15 protein-coding genes are annotated in these 17704 nt (G+C 67.0%); 12 read left to right on the top strand and 3 right to left on the bottom strand.

What is annotated here, in order from left to right:
- Positions 1-121 precede the first annotated feature (121 nt).
- From N8I74_RS01480 to N8I74_RS01470, 3 genes are all read left to right on the top strand, one after another.
- On the top strand, positions 122-2119 hold the full coding sequence (locus N8I74_RS01480; RefSeq protein ID WP_263125148.1) for a ribonucleoside triphosphate reductase: 1998 nt from the start codon (positions 122-124) through the stop codon (positions 2117-2119).
- Between the two features lie 43 nt (positions 2120-2162).
- Positions 2163-2342, top strand: a complete 180-nt coding sequence (nrdD, locus tag N8I74_RS01475; RefSeq protein ID WP_263125147.1) for an anaerobic ribonucleoside-triphosphate reductase — start codon at positions 2163-2165, stop codon at positions 2340-2342.
- Between the two features lie 163 nt (positions 2343-2505).
- On the top strand, positions 2506-3393 hold the full coding sequence (locus N8I74_RS01470; protein WP_263125146.1) for a DMT family transporter: 888 nt from the start codon (positions 2506-2508) through the stop codon (positions 3391-3393).
- 12 nt (positions 3394-3405) lie between these two features.
- Here N8I74_RS01470 and N8I74_RS01465 read toward each other — a convergent pair whose 3' ends face one another.
- Positions 3406-4095 carry an NAD(P)-dependent oxidoreductase gene (locus N8I74_RS01465; protein WP_263125145.1) on the bottom strand — a complete coding sequence of 230 codons (690 nt, stop codon included), beginning with the start codon at positions 4093-4095 and terminating at the stop codon, positions 3406-3408.
- 1173 nt (positions 4096-5268) lie between these two features.
- Between N8I74_RS01465 and N8I74_RS01460 the strand changes: the two genes are divergently transcribed.
- Genes N8I74_RS01460 through N8I74_RS01425 form a run of 8 tightly spaced genes read left to right on the top strand, consistent with a single transcriptional unit; the run spans position 5269 to position 15362 of the window.
- Positions 5269-7299 (top strand): DUF2298 domain-containing protein, encoded by a 2031-nt coding sequence (locus N8I74_RS01460; RefSeq protein ID WP_263125144.1) that lies wholly within the window; start codon positions 5269-5271, stop codon positions 7297-7299.
- 28 nt (positions 7300-7327) lie between these two features.
- The gene (locus N8I74_RS01455) at positions 7328-9352 is read left to right on the top strand and encodes a DUF2298 domain-containing protein (RefSeq protein ID WP_263125143.1); all 2025 of its coding nucleotides are present in this window, start codon (positions 7328-7330) and stop codon (positions 9350-9352) included.
- On the top strand, positions 9349-10329 hold the full coding sequence (locus tag N8I74_RS01450; RefSeq protein ID WP_263125142.1) for a glycosyltransferase family 2 protein: 981 nt from the start codon (positions 9349-9351) through the stop codon (positions 10327-10329). Before N8I74_RS01455 ends, N8I74_RS01450 begins: the two co-directional genes overlap by 4 nt.
- Positions 10326-11303: a lysylphosphatidylglycerol synthase transmembrane domain-containing protein gene (locus N8I74_RS01445; protein WP_263125141.1), complete on the top strand. Its 978-nt coding sequence runs from the start codon at positions 10326-10328 to the stop codon at positions 11301-11303. The genes N8I74_RS01450 and N8I74_RS01445 overlap by 4 nt, the downstream gene beginning before the upstream one ends.
- Entirely contained in the window at positions 11300-12619 is a 1320-nt protein-coding gene (locus N8I74_RS01440; RefSeq protein WP_263125140.1) for an NAD(P)/FAD-dependent oxidoreductase, read from the top strand. Before N8I74_RS01445 ends, N8I74_RS01440 begins: the two co-directional genes overlap by 4 nt.
- A complete protein-coding gene (locus tag N8I74_RS01435; RefSeq protein WP_263125139.1) occupies positions 12619-12996 on the top strand; it encodes a GtrA family protein in 378 nt (125 codons plus the stop codon). The genes N8I74_RS01440 and N8I74_RS01435 overlap by 1 nt, the downstream gene beginning before the upstream one ends.
- On the top strand, positions 12989-14026 hold the full coding sequence (locus N8I74_RS01430) for a glycosyltransferase family 2 protein (RefSeq protein WP_263125138.1): 1038 nt from the start codon (positions 12989-12991) through the stop codon (positions 14024-14026). Before N8I74_RS01435 ends, N8I74_RS01430 begins: the two co-directional genes overlap by 8 nt.
- Positions 13986-15362 (top strand): hypothetical protein, encoded by a 1377-nt coding sequence (locus N8I74_RS01425; RefSeq protein ID WP_263125137.1) that lies wholly within the window; start codon positions 13986-13988, stop codon positions 15360-15362. Before N8I74_RS01430 ends, N8I74_RS01425 begins: the two co-directional genes overlap by 41 nt.
- A gap of 52 nt (positions 15363-15414) precedes the next feature.
- On the opposite strand, the gene N8I74_RS01420 is transcribed toward N8I74_RS01425, so the two are convergent.
- On the bottom strand, positions 15415-15876 hold the full coding sequence (locus tag N8I74_RS01420) for a DMT family transporter (protein WP_263125136.1): 462 nt from the start codon (positions 15874-15876) through the stop codon (positions 15415-15417).
- Between the two features lie 21 nt (positions 15877-15897).
- Positions 15898-16602, bottom strand: a complete 705-nt coding sequence (locus tag N8I74_RS01415; RefSeq protein ID WP_263125135.1) for a glutathione binding-like protein — start codon at positions 16600-16602, stop codon at positions 15898-15900.
- A gap of 70 nt (positions 16603-16672) precedes the next feature.
- Between N8I74_RS01415 and N8I74_RS01410 the strand changes: the two genes are divergently transcribed.
- Positions 16673-17572 (top strand): 5'-nucleotidase, encoded by a 900-nt coding sequence (locus N8I74_RS01410; protein WP_333783014.1) that lies wholly within the window; start codon positions 16673-16675, stop codon positions 17570-17572.
- Positions 17573-17704: the final 132 nt, after the last annotated feature.

The raw sequence follows: 17704 nt of genomic DNA, 5'->3' as shown, positions 1-17704 counted from the left end.
GGCATCCGCGCCACAGGTTTGATGTCGGTCAACACATGGCGAAATGTCGGCTTGGCCGAGGAAAAACACAACATATTGTGTCTAAGCTTGTCATCCGATCGCAGATATTGAGGATTGCAGCATGTCCGGGCACCCGCAGTACGTCGAGAAGCGTGATGGCCGCATCGTGCCGTTCGACGCCACCAAGATCGCCGACGCCCTTGCCAAGGCCGGCGCCGTCACCGGCGAATTCGACGAGGCGAAGGCCGCCGAACTTGCACTCACTGCCGTCGCGCGACTGCCTGCCGGCGCCACGCCTGGCATCGAGCTCATCCAGGACGCGGTCGAGAACACGTTGCTGGCTGCAGGTCTGCTGGCCACGGCACGTGCCTACATCGCCTACCGGGAGGCGCATCGGCGGCTGCGCGAAGACACGCGCACGGTGGTCGATGTGGCCGACAGCATCAACGAATATCTGGAGCGCACCGACTGGCGCGTGAATGCCAACGCCAACCAGGGTTTCAGCCTGGGTGGGCTGATCCTGAACACCAGTGGCAAGGTCACCGCCAACTACTGGCTCAACCATGTCTACCCGTCCGCCATCGGCGAAGCGCACCGCAGTGGGGCGATCCATATCCATGATCTGGACATGCTGTGCGGCTACTGTGCCGGCTGGTCGCTGCGCCGGCTGCTGCACGAAGGGTTCAACGGTGTGCCCGGCAAGGTGGAGGCCCGCCCACCGCGGCATTTCTCGGCCGCGATCGGCCAGATCGTCAATTTCCTTGGCACGTTGCAGAACGAATGGGCAGGCGCCCAGGCCTTCTCCAGTTTCGATACCTACATGGCACCGCTGGTGCGGACCGACCGGCTTGGCTATGCGCAGGTGAAGCAATACATCCAGGAACTGATCTACAACCTCAACGTGCCGAGCCGCTGGGGCACGCAGACGCCGTTCACCAACCTCACCTTCGACTGGACCTGCCCCGAGGACCTGCGTGGCGAAGTGCCCTATGTGGGCGGCGAGGAATGCCCGTTCACCTATGGCGAGCTGCAGGCCGAAATGGACCTGATCAATCGCGCCTACATCGAAGTGATGATGGAAGGCGATGCCAAGGGCCGCGTGTTCACCTTCCCGATCCCCACCTACAACATCACCCGGGATTTCGACTGGGACCACCCCAATACCACGCGCCTGTTCGAGATGACGGCCAAGTACGGGCTGCCCTACTTCCAGAACTTCGTGAACTCGGAGCTGGAGCCAAACATGGTGCGCTCGATGTGCTGCAGGCTGCAGCTCGATCTGCGCGAGCTGCTCAAGCGCGGCAACGGCCTCTTTGGCAGCGCCGAGCAGACCGGCAGCCTGGGGGTGGTGACGCTCAACTGCGCGCGCATCGGCCATGAATTCCAGGGCGACGAACCGGGCCTGTTCGCGCGGGTGGACCATCTGCTCGAACTGGGGCGGCAGTCGCTGGAGCTGAAGCGCAAGGTGATCCAGCGGCTGATGGATGCGGGCCTCTACCCATATACCAAGCGCTACCTTGGCACGCTGCGCAACCATTTCTCCACGCTGGGGGTGAACGGCGTGAACGAGATGATCCGCAACTTCACCGGCGATCGCGAGGACATCACCACCAGCTGGGGGCACGCGTTCGCGCTGCGGCTGGTCGCCCATATCCGGGATCGGATCACTCGCTTCCAGGAGGAGACGGGGCATCTGTACAACCTGGAGGCCACACCGGCCGAAGGCACCACCTACCGCTTCGCGCGCGAGGATCGCAAGCGCTATCCCGACATCCTGCAGGCCGGCACCGCCGGGCAGCCCTACTACACCAATTCCACGCAGCTGCCGGCCGGTTTCACCGACGATCCGTTCGACGCGCTGACGCGGCAGGAGGCGCTGCAATGCCAGTACACCGGCGGCACCGTGCTGCACCTGTATATGAACGAGGCCATCTCATCCAGCGAGGCGTGCAAGCAGCTGGTGCGCCGCGCGCTCGGCAATTTCCGGCTGCCGTACGTGACGGTGACGCCGACCTTCTCGATCTGTCCCAGACATGGATACCTGTCGGGCCACCATCCGTTCTGCCCCAAGTGCGATGCCGAATTGCTGGCGCGCCGCGCCGCCTGCTGCACCGACTGAACCCGATCCGGTTTTATCCGCCACTTGCCACAAGGAGCCAAGCATGACCGATCTGTCCGAACCCACCAGGCTGGCCGCCGCACCAGCGGCGCCGTTGAAGGACGAAGAACGCACCCCGTGCGAGATCTGGACCCGGGTGATGGGCTACCACCGCCCGGTGTCGGCCTTCAACATCGGCAAGCGCGGGGAGTTCGCCGAGCGGCTGTTCTTCCGCGAGCGCTGAACGCGGGTGCCGCCCGCCGTGCACCACACTGCGGCACGGTGACGGCTTGCGCTGGCGCAGCGCGACGCTTCGTCGCCGTATCGTCGGCGGATGCCGGCAGCGAGGCCGGGTTTGCCGTAACATCGGACCCGTCCTTCATGCCTGTGCGCCTGCGTCTGCCATCATGCCGCTTGCCCGCCGCACCACCGGAGTGGTCCTGGTCCTGATTTCCGCCGTCGCCTTCGGCCTGATGCCGATCTTCGGTACCTGGGCCTATCGCGCCGGCGTGGATACCCAGGGGCTGCTGCTGATCCGTTTCAGTGTGGCCGCGCTGGTGATGCTGGCGATCATGCGCTGGCGCCGGGCACCCTGGCCGCGCGGCGCGGTGCTGGGGGGCCTCGCCGCGATGGGGGCCGTGGGCTACGCCGGGCAGGCGTTCAGCTACTTCTCGGCGCTGCATCATGCCAATGCCGCGCTGGCGGCGCTGCTGCTGTACCTGTATCCGGTGGTGGTCACGCTGCTGTCGGCGCTGTTCCTGGGCGAACGGCTGCGCCGGCGGGTGTGGGGTGCGCTGGCGCTGGCCTGCCTGGGTCTGCTGCTGACCATCGGCGCGGCGGCGCAGGGACGGGCGCTGGGGGTGATGTTCGGCCTGGCGGCGGCGCTGATCTATTCGTGCTACATCCTCGCCGGCAGCCGCCTGGTGCCGCGGGCCGGGGCGCTGCCGGCCGCCAGCGTGGTGGTGATCGCCGCGGCGCTGGCGCTTTGGGGATCCACCGCGTTCGCCCAGCCGCAATGGCCTGGCACGCCGGGCGGCTGGCTGGCCACGCTGGCGATCGCGCTGGTGTCCACCGTGGTCGCCATCTTCGCCCTGCTGGCCGGGCTCGACCATCTGAGCCCTGCCGAGGCGTCCACGCTCTCCACGCTGGAGCCGGTGGTCAGCGTATTGCTGGCGGCGTGGCTGCTGGCCGAGCCGCTGACGGGTTGGCAATGGCTGGGAGGCATCGCCATCCTGGCTGCCGCCCTGGTGATCTCGCTGGCGCCGCCGGCCCGCCAGGTGACGCGTGATCCCTGAGCCGGGCGCTGCCTAGCCGGCGCTGTCGAACGCCAATGCCGACGGCGCGTGGCAGCCGACGATGGCGGGCGCCTCGTGGACCAGGGTGTTGTCCTCCAGCGCCGCCACCATGAAGAGCGCGAAGTCGATGCGGCGGGTGAGGTTGCTGGCCAGGACCGGATCGCCCACATGCTGGCTCCATACCGGCAGGCCCTGGCTTTCCCCTTCCTCAAGGTCGCTGCCGCGTACCACGGTCCAACGGCGGTCGCTGGCAAAGATGCGTCGGCATGCCTCGTCCTGATCTTCGATCTGCGCCATGCGCAACGAGCGGGTGATGAGGCCGGCCAGCCAGAGCAGCATCTTGAACCCGCGCGAGTACACGTCCTTGCCGTCGCGGCTGATATGCCAGCCGCACGAGAACACCAGCCGTGCGCCGGGCTGCGCGAAGTCGAGCACGGCCTGGGCCGTGCCGGACGAGTACTGCTGCATACCCCATGGCACCAATACGGTCAGCACGCCGTCGCAACCGGCCACGGCCCGGCGGATGACCTCCCGGTCATTGGTGGCGCCCGGCACGATGGTGATGCGCTCGCGAAACGCATCGAGCTTGCCGACGCTCTTCCCGCGGCAGACCCCGACCACCTCGTAACCGCGATTCAGCGCGTGCTGCACCATGTAACGGCCAAGCTTGCCTGAAGCGCCCACGATACAGATCTTCTTCATCTCGCCCTTTCCTGGGCATCGCTGGATGCCCGGTTGTGCCCGCGCGCGGTGCGGGATCGCCGTCCCATTGCAGCACAGCCGCATTGCAGGCGGTGGAACCGTGCCTGCCGCTGCCGCGGGCTGCGCCGATGCGCCGTTATCACCCGTTTCGCCCGGTGCGGCAAGCGGCGGCGGGCAGCTGCTGGCGCAAGGGCGGTGCTGGTCGGACGAAGGGTAGACGTTTGTCATACGCCAGCACCGGCGCCATGGTGGCTCGTGAAAGCGAGGTCTGTCGCTGATGGGATGGCGGGCGGCACGCAGGCAGTCACAGGGGGGACGGGACCACGGCATGCACTCACCGGAAGGGTCGGCTTCCCACTGGTACCGGTGTTCGGCGACGTGGCCGTGCACCGGCGGCGATGGCCATGCCACCCCCTGCAACAAGCGGCTCGTCCCCAGGCCACTGCATGGCTCAACCAGCCGGCCGGGTTGCCTCTTCCAGTTGTGCAAGCCACGTGAGGGCATGCGCGCGGTCGGTGCCACACATTTCCGGCGAAGGTTGCAGGCCGCTGCAGCACCGCGGCCGCGCCGGCTGTCCGAAGATGCTGCAGCGCATTGCCGCATCCAGATGCACGCAGGGGGTTCCCGCCGGCTTGCCTTGCGGCATGCCCAGAAACGGTCGGGCGATGGACGGGGCGATGCAGCATGCCCCGCAGTCGGGACGGCATTGCATGGCACGGTCATCCTGTGGCGGAGCCCCGGATTCTACGGCCGGGCGGTGTCCGGGCAAACTGCCGCCTCGCAGCGCAGCGGTTCAGCGTCCGGTGGGTCGTGCATGGCCTGTTCAACGGGGACCTTGGGCCTGGTACCTGCTTCGCCGCAGGCCACCCGCTGCATTGCACTGTCCTTGCTTCACTGGCGTTCGCCGCCGCGGCAGCGCAGCTTGGGCAAAACCGGGCCGGGGCAAGGCGCCGGGCAGCGTCTTATGGCAGCCGCATGACCGGCTTGGCGATACGCGATTGGCAATTGTTGTAGTAAGCTTCTGCATTACAACAAAGAACAGTCGCGCTGACGGCAGTGCTTGTCCGGATGGTTACGGGCGGCGTGCTGCACGGGCTGTTTCGCCAAGTGCGTGCCGCAAAGCGGGGCGCCGATAAAGGCGGGTACCATAGGACCCGCTTCGGAGGAGTACCAATGAGCCTGATCTTCACCGCATTGACGGTGCTGCTGCTGCTCGTGCATCTGGCCGCCCTCGGCCAGCTGGGCGGCGCGCGCTGGTCGGACCGCCATCTGGCGCGGGCCGTCGTCCTGTTCCTGTTGGTGCTGGGCGCGTTCTTCGTCGAACACTTCTTCGGCCTTGGCCCGTTGCGCGGCCTGTGGCCGTTCACGCTGGCGGCCGCGCTGCTGATCCTGCGCCACAAGGTGGCCGATCCGGGGTTCTGGCGCGGCGAGCTGCCTTTCATCCTGCCGTTCGCCTGGGCGCTCCTGTGGCGCTTCCTGTTCCCGGACATCGATGTCACCGCCGAGCACCTGACCGATCTGTATTTCGTGCGCAACTATATGGACGGGGCGACGCTGCCGCCGCCGGACCAGTGGTTGCCGGGCTTTCGCTTCGATGCGTATTACGCGCTGCTGCATTACGCCACCGCACTGATGGGGCGCCTGCTCCAGTTGTCGGCCGGCTGGAGCATGAACCTGGGCTTTGCCGTGCTGATCGGCCTTTTGGGCAGCCTGGTGTGGTCGACGGTGGCGCGCTGGGTGGCAAGCCGCCGCTGGCGTGCGCTGATCACTGCTGCCACGGTGGCGGGTGGCAATGGCGTGGCGCCGTTGCTGCCCCTGTTGTTCCAGGGCCCTTTCGATGCGGCGACGGCGATCACCCGGCTGTGGAGCAATACCCGTTTTACCGGGGTGTACGACCAGAACATCACGGCCGAGTGGGGGCGCCGGCTGTTCGGCAGCGGCCCGGCCGACCTGCTGCAGCAGCCATGGGGACCGCGCGACCTGCCGCTGGAGAACATCGGCTACTTCATCTACCTGGGCGATCTGCACCCACCGCTGGCCGGTTTCCTGCTGCTGTTCCTGGCGCTGGCCCTGATTGCCCGGATCGAAACCGGCGGCATGCCGTGCAACCGTGACGCAGCCGACAGCGAGACGCAGGTCTGCGGCTGGCTGCATGCGCTGCTGGGCATGAGCGTGCCGGCGTCGATCGCGCTCAACAGCTGGATTCTGCCGCTGCAGGGGCTGCTGGTCGTGGCCTGGGTGGGGTGGCGCCTGAGCCAGGGCAAGCGGGTGTTGTATGGTGCGCTGCTGGGCGGCGCCGTGGCCGGGCTGGCGCTGCTGTATCCGTTCCTGACGCATTTCTCGCTCAATTCACTGGCCGTGCCGCTGCGGGTGGTGCAAGGGGTGGACCACACCCCGTTGGTGCAATGGGTGGCGGTGTGGTGGCCGGTGCTGTGGCTGGTGGCGCTGTGCTGGATACGCCGTTTCGGTGAAGACAGCCCGGAGGCGCGCTGGGGGGCGTGGGCCGCGCTCGGCGTGGCGCTGTGCCTGCTCTTGACCGAGACGGTATACGTGGACGACCCGTCCGGCGACCGTTACAACCGCTTCAATACCACGCTCAAGTGGTGGTCCTGGCTGTTCCCGGGGGCGCTGGCGCTGCTGTCGGCGGTGCTGATCGGCGCCGGACGCCGCATCTGGCGCTGGCTGGCCGCCGTGCCGCTGGTGGCGGTGCTGGCGTATGCGCTGCCGCAGGTGCAGTACCTGGCGCTGCAGCCCAAGCCGCATGCCGGCAAGCTGGCCGGCGACGGCTGGCTGATGTCCGACCCGGTACACCGCCGCATCCTGGAATACCTGCGTGCGGCACCGCGTGGGCTGGTGCTGGAAGGGCTGGAAGGCGGGGCCTATATGCAGACTTCGGCGTTTGCGTTGCATGCGGGGCAACCGGCGGTGAACGGCTGGCCGGCGCACGTGGGGCAATGGCGCGGCGAGCCGGCCTATGTGCCGCGCGATGCCGAGACGGTGCGCCAGCTCTACCGCGGCGCGCTGCCGAACGCGGCCGAATGGCTGAACACGCGCAACGTGCGCTACGTGGTGTGGAGCCGCTACGACCAGCGGCGCGATCCGGCGGCCTTTGCGCAGCTGCAGCAGCAGCTGGCGCTCAGCTATCTGTGGCGCCCGATCGCGGATGCGGACGGTGCGAGCTTCGGCGTATGGGAGCGGCGCTGAGCCGCGCCTCAGGGGGAGAATCACTTAAATGCAATCGATATTCCTGTTGGGCAGCCTGCTGCTCTTGTGGCTGCACCTGGCCGGGGCTTCGCTGATCGCCGGCCGCTGGCTGCCGTATCCGCTGGCGCGCGCCTGCAGCGTGCTGCTGGTGGCCTTGCTGTTCTGCGCCACCGAGCATTTCGTCGGTCTGGGGCGGTTGTCGTGGCTGTGGCCCATCAGCACCGCCGGCATGCTGTTCGTGCTGTATCTCTTTCGGGCCGAGACGCGCACGGTGGCGTTCCGCCACGCCGAGCGGGTGTTCATCATCTGCTTCGCAGCCGCCTTCGCCTGGAAGTTCGTGTTCCCCAATATCTATCCCAACATGGGTGAGCGCGCGGCCGATCTTTACTTCATGCTCAACTACTACCCGGGAGAACGGCTGCCGCCGCTCGATATCTGGTACCCGCCGTTCCGCTTCGATTTCTACTACGCGTTCATGCACTACGGTGCGGCGCTGCTGGGTCGGCTGTTCGGCTGGCAGCCGGGCTTTGCCTACAACGTCGCCTTCGGGCTGATGATGGGCCTGTCGCTGACGCTGGTGTGGTATTTCGCCAGCCGCTTCATCACGCAACGCTATGGACGCTGGCTGCTGGCGGCGGCGATCGCGCTGGGCGGCACGGGCATCACCCCGTTGATCCACTTCGCCGTCGGCCAGCCGGCCAACCACCCCAACGAGTGGGCGGCCACCGAATACATGTGGGGCAGCGCGCGCTTCATCGGCAATTTCGATACCAAGGTCAATACCGACTTCGGCCGGGCGTTGTTCCCGCTGATGCGGCCTGAGAACAAGCCGACCCCGGATTTCGAGCCGCACGATCTGCCGATGGAGAACTTCGGCTACCAGTTCTTCCTGGGCGACTACCATCCGCCGGTGGGCGGGTTCTTCCTGCTGTTCCTGGCGCTGGGCCTCTTGGCCTGGCTGGAAACCCCGGCGGCGGAGGGCGAGGTGGTGCGGCGGCGGCTGGCGCAGGGGCTGTTCGCGCTGACAGTGCCGGTGATGCTGATCACCAATACCTGGATCTTCCCGTTCTCGGTGATGTTGCTGCTGAGCTGGGCGGCATGGCGGCAATGGCGTGGTGATCCGCCGGATTGGCGGGCGGTGATCGGCGGCGGCCTCCTGGGCGCGCTGTTGGTCTACCCGTACCTGTCCGGGCTGGCCGCGCAGGCCATCCAGACCCCGATCAAGCTGGTGCCGATGCTGGCGCATACCCCGCCGCTGCGCTTTGTGATCTTCTTCTGGCCGTTGCTGGTGCTGATGGCGCTGGCGCTGGTCGAGCGGCGCACCCGGCCGCTGGCGGTCTGCTTCGTGCTGGCGTTCGGCGCCATGCTGGTGCTGTCCGAGCTGGTGTATGTCGACGATCCCTCGGGCGGCAAATACGACCGGACCAATACCACGATGAAGTGGTGGGGCTGGCTGTACAGCGGCGGCGTGCTGGCGTGCGGTGCGATCGCGCTTGCCAGTGCGCGCCGTTGGGTCAGGATGGCCGCGGCGGCATCGCTGCTACTGATCTGCTCCTACGCCTTCGACGTGGCACGCTACTGGTGGTACACGCCCAAGTCCGACGCCGGCAAGCTCGACGGCGCGGCCTGGTTCGTCCGTGAGCCGGTCAACCGCGATCTGGTGAAGTATCTGCGCAGCGCGCCGCGCGGCATCGTGCTGGAAAACTGGCTGGGCGACGCCTACACCAACCAGACGCTGGTGGCGATGTTCTCGCAGCAGGTGTCGATGCTGGGCTGGCCCAACCATGTGAGCCTGTGGCACGGCGCGCCGCAGTCGGTCTGGAACGAGTCGAACCTGATCAAGGCGTTCTACAAGGGCGAGCTGCCGGACATGCCCAACTGGCTGGCGCGGCACAAGGTCGACTACATCGTCTGGATGCCCGCGGACAACCAGGCCAATCCGCAGGCGTTCAACACCATCAACGCGGCCATCGGCGGCTACTACTACTGGAAGCCATTCAGTGACAATCCGCTGGCCGGCCTGTGGATCCATCGCGAGGTGAACAAGCCGTGAGCCCACTGCTTTCCATTGTGGTGCCCTGCTACAACGAGGAAGAAGTCATCGGCGAGACCATGAAGCGCCTGACGGCCTTCTGCGCCGAGCTGCGCGACCTTGAGGTCGAGCTCATCTTCATCGACGACGGCAGCCGCGACCGCACCCGGGCGCTGCTGCGCAGCTTCGCCCAGGAAGACCCACGCATCCGAGTGATCGGCTTTGCCCGCAACTTCGGCCACCAGATCGCCGTCACCGCCGGCATCGACGCCGCTCGCGGCGACGCGGTGGTGCTGATCGACGCCGACCTGCAGGACCCGCCCGAAGTGGTGCATCAGATGGTCGCCAAATGGCGCGAAGGCTACGACGTGGTCTACGGCACCCGCACCGAGCGTCCCGGCGAATCGGCATTCAAGCTTGCCACCGCACGCGGTTTCTACCGCTTGCTGAACCGGCTCTCCGACGTGCCCATCCCGCTCGATACCGGCGACTTCCGGCTGATGAGCCGGCATGTGGTCGATACGCTGCGGGCAATGCCCGAGCGCGACCGCTTCGTGCGCGGCATGGTGAGCTGGGTGGGATTCAAGCAGACCGCATTGCCGTACAAGCGCGCCGAGCGCTTCGCCGGCGAGTCCAAGTATCCACTGCGCAAGATGCTGCGGTTCGCCACCGACGGCATCCTGTCGTTCTCGACCAAGCCGCTGCAGATGTCGATCGGCCTTGGGCTGTCGGCGGCGTCGCTGGCGCTGCTGGGCATTCTCTATGCGCTGGCGATGCGCATCTTCACCAACGAGTGGGTCGAGGGCTGGACCGCGCTGATGATCGCGGTGCTGTTCCTTGGCGGGGTGCAGCTGATCTGTGTGGGCATCCTCGGCGAGTACATCGGCCGGATCTACAACGAGGTCAAGCATCGGCCGCTGTATGTGGTGCAGGAATACCTGGGCTACGGCGAGCATGCACCCGCGCTGTCGCGCAGCCCGGTGGTGGATCGCAAGTGAAGCGCCATGCGCGCCCGGTGCTCGGGCTGGTGCTGGCGGCCGGTTTTGTCTGGCTGTTCGTGCGGCAGATCGACCCGGCCGAACTGGCCCGCGCCTTTGCCGGCACCGACCCCGGCTGGGTGGCGCTGGCGCTCATCGCCTTCTGCGGCGGCTACGCCTGCCGCATCGCACGCTGGCGTGCCATGCTGGCCCGCGACAACCCGCAGCTGGCATGGCGCGACTGCGCCGGGCCGCTGCTGGCCAGCTTTGCGCTGAACAACGTGCTGCCGCTGCGAGCCGGCGACGTGCTGCGCGCCTTCGCCTTCAACGACCGGCTGGGCGTGCGGTCCGGTACCGTGCTGGCCACCTTGTTCGTCGAGCGGCTGCTGGACCTGTTGATGGTGCTGGTGCTGTTCGGCGCGGCGCTCGCCGCCTTCGGGCTCGATGCCGGTGCACTGGCGGGCGTCGGCAGCGCCGTGCTGCTGGCCCTGGGCCTGGCGATCCTGGCCGTGCTGCTGTTCCCGCAGGGCTTCGCCCCGCTGGCGCGGGCCGGCGGCCGGCTGGCGGCGCGGTTGGCGCCCCGGCTGGGCGACAAGCTCAACGCCGAGATCGAGCGTGGCCTGGCCACCCTCACCCACCTGGCCGGCGGCGGCACCATGGTGCGGTTGGCCGGCTGGTCGCTCCTGGCCTGGCTGTGCGAGGGGGCGGTGTTCTGGTGCGCCGCGCTCGCGGTGCCGGCGCTGGCCGTGCCGCTGGCAGGCTGGCTGGCGCTGCCGGTGGGCACGCTTGCCACGCTGATCCCGAGCACGCCCGGCTATGTGGGCACCTTCGATTACTTCACCGTGCGCGCAATGACCGCGCTCGGCAACGGCCAGGCCGCCGCAACCGCCTACGCCCTCCTGGTGCATGCGCTGCTGTGGCTGCCGCCGACACTGGCCGGCGGCGCCTATCTTGCCGCCACCCGTACCCGCATTCCCAAAGAGTCCATGCCATGAGCCTTGCCCACACCACCCGCGTCGCCATCGTCGGCGGGGGATTCACCGGCCTGTCGGTCGCCTACGAGCTTGCCAAGCAGGGGATCGCCGTCACCGTGCTTGAAGCCGAGCAGGAGATCGGCGGCCTTGCCGCCGCGTTCGAGGTCGGCGGCGAGAAGCTCGATCGTTTCTACCACCACTGGTTCACCAACGACGTCGAGGTGATGAGGCTGATCGACGAGCTGGGCCTGAACCACAAAGTGGCGATCAACCCGACCAACACCGGCGTCTACTACGCCAACCACTTCTTCAAGCTCTCCACCCCCTGGGATCTGTTGAACTTCACGCCGCTGGCGTTCACCGACCGCATCCGGCTGGGCCTCTTGGCGCTGCGTGCGCGCCGGGTGGACGACTGGATGGCGTTGGAGCACAAGACCGCCGCCGAATGGCTCAAGGAGCTGGGCGGCGAGCGTGTCTACCGCGTGGTGTGGGAGCCGCTGCTCAAGGGCAAGTTCGGTCCGGTGGCCGATGAGATCTCGGCGGTGTGGTTCTGGAACAAGCTGAAGCTGCGCGGCGGCTCGCGCGGCAAGGGGGGCGAGGAGCGGCTGGCCTACTTCAAGGGTGGTTTCGTCGCGTTGGCCGAGGCGCTGGCCGCGCGCGTGCGCGAGCTGGGCGGGCGCATCGAGACCGGTGCGGCGGTCACTGCCATCCGCCCGGACGGCGCGCTGTGGCGGGTCGACACCGCGAACGGCACCGTCACCGCCGACCAGGTGATCGCCACCACCGCGTTGCCGCTGGTGGCGGGCATGGTCAGGGACTGGGCCCCGGCCGACTACGTGGCCCGGCTCGAACGCATCCATTACCTTGCCAATGTCTGCCTGGTGCTGGAGCTGGACCGTTCGCTGTCGGACACCTACTGGCTCAACGTCAACGACCCGAGCTTCCCCTTCGTCGGGGTGATCGAGCATACCAACTTCGAAAAGCCGGAAACCTACGGCGGCCGGCATATCGTCTACCTGTCCAAATACCTGCCGCACACCGATGCGCTGTACCGGATGGATGCCGACGCGGTGCTGGACTTCGCGCTGCCGTACCTGCAGCAGATGTTCCCCAAGCTGGAGCGCGGCTGGATCCAGCGTCACCACGTGTGGAAGGCGCGCTGGTCGCAACCGGTGGTGGAGAAGCGCTACAGCAGTCTGATCCCGCCGGTGGCAGGCCCGCTGCCGGGGTTCCACCTGTGTTCGATGGCGCAGATCTACCCGGAGGACCGCGGCACCAACTATGCGGTGCGCGAGGGGCGCAAGCTCGGCCGGGAACTGGCGGAGCGGCTGGGCTGATGAGCCGGCTGGCGCGCTTCACATTGGTGGGTGCCGCCGGCACCGCCATGCATTTCGCCGTGCTGTGGCTGCTGGTGCGGCTGCAGGTGGGCGTTGTCGTCGCCACCACCGCGGGCGCGATCGCAGGTGCGCTGGTCAACTATGCGCTCAACCGGCGCTACACCTTCCAAAGCCATGCGGCACACCGGGTGACCGCGCCGCGCTACTACCTGCTGGTGCTGGGCCTGTGGGGATTGAACGCGGGCCTGATGGGGCTGCTGGTGGACGGCGGGCGCTGGCATTACCTCGCGGCGCAGGGCGTGGCGACCGCAACCTGTTTCGTCGTTCATTTCGTCGGTAGTCGCAACTGGGTGTTCCGGGAGCAGGGTCATGGGTGAAACGAAGCCGCTGTTGTCGGTGGTGGTGCCGGCCTACAACGAAGAGGCCGTGCTCGGGCAGTTCCACGCGCGGCTGGGGGCGGTGTTCGACAGCCTGCCGGACTACCGTTGCGAGGTGGTCTACGTGAACGACGGCAGCCGCGACCGCACCCAGGCGATCATCGATGCGCTATGCAACGCCGATCCGCGTACCGCCTCGGTCGATCTGTCGCGCAATTTCGGCAAGGAGATCGCGATGACCGCCGGGCTCGACCATGCGCACGGCGACTGGGTGGTGCTGATCGACGCCGATCTGCAGGATCCGCCCGAGCTGATCCCGGCGCTGTTGGCCAAGGCGGCCGAGGGTTATGACACCGTGTATGCACGCCGCACCCACCGCGATGGCGAGAGTGCTGCCAAGAAGGCCACCGCCGCGGTGTTCTACCGGCTGATGGACCACCTGTCCGGCAAGGTGCGCATCCCGCGCGATACCGGCGACTTCCGGCTGATGAGCCGGCGCTCGGTCGATGCGCTGCTCAAGCTGCGCGAGCAGCACCGCTTCATGAAAGGGCTGTTCGCCTGGATCGGCTTTCCGTCCACCGCGCTCGAATACCGGCGCGATCCGCGCGCCGCGGGCGATACCAAGTTCAACTACTGGAAGCTGTGGAACTTCGCGCTTGAGGGCATCACCTCGTTCACCATCGGCCCTCTGAAGATCGCCACCTACCTTGGCGTGACCACGGCAGCGCTGGCCTTCCTCTATGGCCTGTGGATCGTCGCCAAGACCCTGCTCTGGGGCGAGAACGTACAAGGCTACCCCACCATCATGGTGACCATGCTGTTCCTTGGCGGGGTGCAACTCTTCTTCATTGGTGTGCTCGGCGAGTACCTCGGGCGCATCTTTGATGAAACCAAGGGGCGTCCGTTGTACTTCGCCCAAGGTTGGCGACCGGCGCGGCAGTCGCCGGCGCTGCCATTACAAGAAGAATCGTCATCCAAGGAGTGTGGACATGTTCGGAAACCTGATCCCATGGTGGGGGGGGTTAAGTAACGGCAACCCTGTAGAAACCTGGCCGCTCAAGCCCGCATCGCCCGTCGCGACGTGGGCGTTCGCCCCGCTGTGGACCGGTGTGGCCGGTGCGCTGCTGCTGTTTGTCGGCCAGATCTTCTGGCTGTTCAACCGGCTCAGCCCCAATAGCGACAGCTTCGTGCGCGGCTACGACTATTTCACCCTGCCGCGCTGCGGGCTGGCGGTGCGTTTCGGCACCAATGTGTTCACCAGCTCGCAGGACTACGCGCAGTACGGGCCGTGGGCGACCAACTGGGTCACCCATCCCAACCTGTGCCTGTTCCCGGGCGTGCCGCTGTCCTACCTGCCGCCCTATGCCGGCTATTGGCTGCTCAACCTGTTGCACCTGGGACTGCACCTGTTCATCCTGTGGCACTTCGCACGCCGTGCCGCCGCCGATGTCGCCACCTTCCGCGGCGGGCAGCTGCGCGATCACGCGATGTTCGCGCTGCTGGGCTTCTTCTTTCCGATGTACGTGCTCTACTACCAGGGCCAGTACCACAGCGTGGCGGTGCTGGCGCTGATGCTGGTGTTCCTGCAGCCGAAGAACCCGGCGCTGGGCTTCATCATCAGCGCCTTCGGCAAGCCGCTGCTAGGGCCGGCCGGGCTGGTGCTGCTGGTGCGGCGGATGTGGAAGACCGTGGCGCTGATCGGCCTGGCGCTGCTGTTCGGCTACGTGCCGTGGTTCTTCTTCAGTTATTCGATCGAGCAGGGCGTGTATCTGGCACGCAGCACGCTGCTCGACCCGTTCTTCGCCATCGGCAGCGACTACCTCAAATACAATGTGCCGCGCTGGAACCAGGAGCAGTCGATGGCCTCGTTCCTGGGCGAGCTGGTCAGCCCGCAGGCCAGCCTGGTGCTGCGCTATCTGTTCGGCATCGTGGTGACACTGGTCGGGGCGATCGCCTTGCGTCATAAGCCGCTGGAGCTTGCCGTCGGCTTTGTCACGCTGTGGTTCTTCCTGGTGTACGGGCGCGGCCACGACTATCACGCCACCCTGTTGATCCCGTTCCTCGCGTATCTGTGGTGCCAGCGGCCGCAGCATTACCGCAACGGCTTCATGCTGCTGATCACCGCCCTGTACGCGTTGCCGACCAGCTACGCCTTGTTCCGCACCGTGCTCGGCTTCACCCAGGAGGTCAGCGGCGAGGCCATGCTCGCCAGCCATCCGCTGCTGTTCTATGCCTTTGTCGCCCAAAAGCCGGTCGCCACACTGCTGCTCACCGGCTATATCCTGTGGAAAGAGTGGCTGGCCGGGAAGCTGGCCGAGCTGGACCCGGACAACCCGGGCGCCTCGCTGTTCAAGGTGTCCGAGTAAGGAAGGGAGCGGCCGGCAGGGGGGCGTGCCCCGGCCGGCCGCACACGGCGGTCTACAGCCTGATCCGGTCGCCGAAATTGACCAGTGCCACGCCCGCCACCACCAGCCCGGCGCCCACCAGGCGCCAGGTGCCGACGTCGCGCAGCGGCATGCCCAGCAGGCCGAAGCGGTCGAACAGCAGCGAAGCGAACATCTGGCCGGCGATGATCAGCGACAACATCGCCGCCACGCCGATGCGCGGCGCCAGCAGCGTGCTGCCGAACACGAACAGCGCGCCCAGCACGCCGCCGCTCAGCATCCACCATTCGGCCCGGGCCACGTTGGCAAGGCCGGCCCATTTCTGGCCGGTGGCCAATGCCGCGACCGCCAGCACCACCGAACCGACCAGGAACGACACCAGCGCCGCCAGCACCGTGCTGCCGCCGATCAATGCCTTGAGCTGATTGTTGATCGCGGCCTGCAGCGGCACGACAAGGCCGATGGTCAGCGCCAGCGCATACAGAAACACATGCATCGCGTTGTCTCCGATCCGTGCTCAAGGGCGCCGTACGGTGCCGGCATCCTGCCCGAACAGGATCTTCTTTTCCTCGTCGCCCATCGGCTGGGGCGGGTTGATCTGCTCGGCCAGCGCGTACGCACGCGCTGTTGCCGGACGCGCGGCGATGTGGTCGAACCAGCGCTTGAGGTTGGGGAAATCCGACAGCTGCTGGCCTTGCCGCTCATGCGGCACCACCCAGGGATAGCTGGCGATGTCCGCGATCGAATACGCGTCGCCGGCAAGGAACGGCCGGTCGGCCAGGCGCCGGTCCATCACCGCGTACAGGCGCGCGGTCTCCTTCACGTAACGCTCGATCGCGTAGGGCAGCTTCTCCGGCGCGTACTGACTGAAGTGGTGGTTCTGCCCGGCCATTGGGCCAAGCCCGCCCACCTGCCAGAACAGCCACTGCATCGCCTCCTGGCGGCCGCGCAGATCGGCCGGCAGCAGCTGCCCGGTCTTTTCGGCCAGGTACAGCAGGATGGCGCCGGACTCGAACAGCGCCACCGGCGTGCCACCGTCAGTGGGTGCGTGGTCGACGATGGCGGGAATGCGGTTGTTGGGCGAGATCCGCAGGAACGCCGGCTCGAACTGCTCGCCCTTGCCGATGTTGACCGGGTGGATCCGGTATTGGAGCCCGGTTTCCTCAAGGAACAGCGTGATCTTGTGGCCGTTGGGCGTGGTCCAGTAGTGAAGGTCGATCATGGGAACTCCTGAGTGGCGCGGGCGTGGCATTTGCCCGGTGTGTACACTGTGACGGGCTGACCGGGGACAGATGATGCCGTTTTCACTCGATAACAAGTTGGTCGTGGCGATTTCCTCGCGCGCGCTGTTCGATTTCGAAGCGGAGAACGCGGTTTTCGAAGCAGGTGATGCCGCGGGGTACATGGCCTTGCAGCTGGAGCGCCTGGAGCAGGTGGCCGGCCCCGGGGTGGCGCTGCCGCTGATCCAGAAGCTGTTGGCCTTCAACACCGAAGCGGCGCACCGGGTCGAGGTGGTGATCGTCTCGCGCAACGATCCGGTCAGCGGCCTGCGCGTGTTCCACTCGGCGGTGGCCTCGGGGCTGCGATTGGAACGCGGGGTGTTCACGCAGGGGCGCGAGCCGTATCGCTATCTGCGGCCGCTGCGCGCCAACCTCTTTCTGTCGGCGAATGACGCGGATGTGCGCGCGGCGCTGCTCGACGGTTTTCCGGCGGCGCACGTCTATCCGGATTCGATGCATGCGGCCAATGCACACCCGGCCGAGGTCCGGATCGCTTTCGACGGCGACGCGGTGCTGTTCTCCGACGAGGCCGAGCGTGTCTTCCAGCGCGATGGGTTGGCGCTGTTCCACCAGCATGAACAGGCGCACTCGCGCGTACCGCTCAGCGCCGGGCCGTTCAAATCGTTCCTGGAGGCACTGCACCGGCTGCAACAGGCCGATGCGCCGATGCGGCTGCGCACCGCGCTGGTCACCGCGCGCAGCGCGCCGGCGCATGAACGGGCGATCCGCACGTTGATGAGCTGGAACATCCATGTCGACGAGGCGCTGTTCCTGGGCGGGCTCGACAAGGGACCGTTCCTGGCCGAGTTCGAACCGGATTTCTTCTTCGACGATCAGACCGGCCATTGCCGCTCGGGTGCCCAGGTCGGCCCGACCGGCCAGGTGCTCGCCGGTGTCGTCAACGAAGCGTAGCGCCCAGCCCGCGTCTGCCGGGCGCGTCGTGTCAGGGGCCGGTCACGCCTGGGATGACCACGGCGAATGTTTCGTCGTACCGGCCGGTCCGGCGCATCATCACCGGCGTGGCGGCAGGGCCCGCTGCATGGA

The sequence above is a fragment of the Chitiniphilus purpureus genome, assembly GCF_025642115.1.
GTDB lineage: Bacteria > Pseudomonadota > Gammaproteobacteria > Burkholderiales > Chitinibacteraceae > Chitiniphilus > Chitiniphilus purpureus.
Note: the sequence above shows the minus strand (reverse complement) of the source record. Positions and strands in the feature narration are given on the sequence as shown.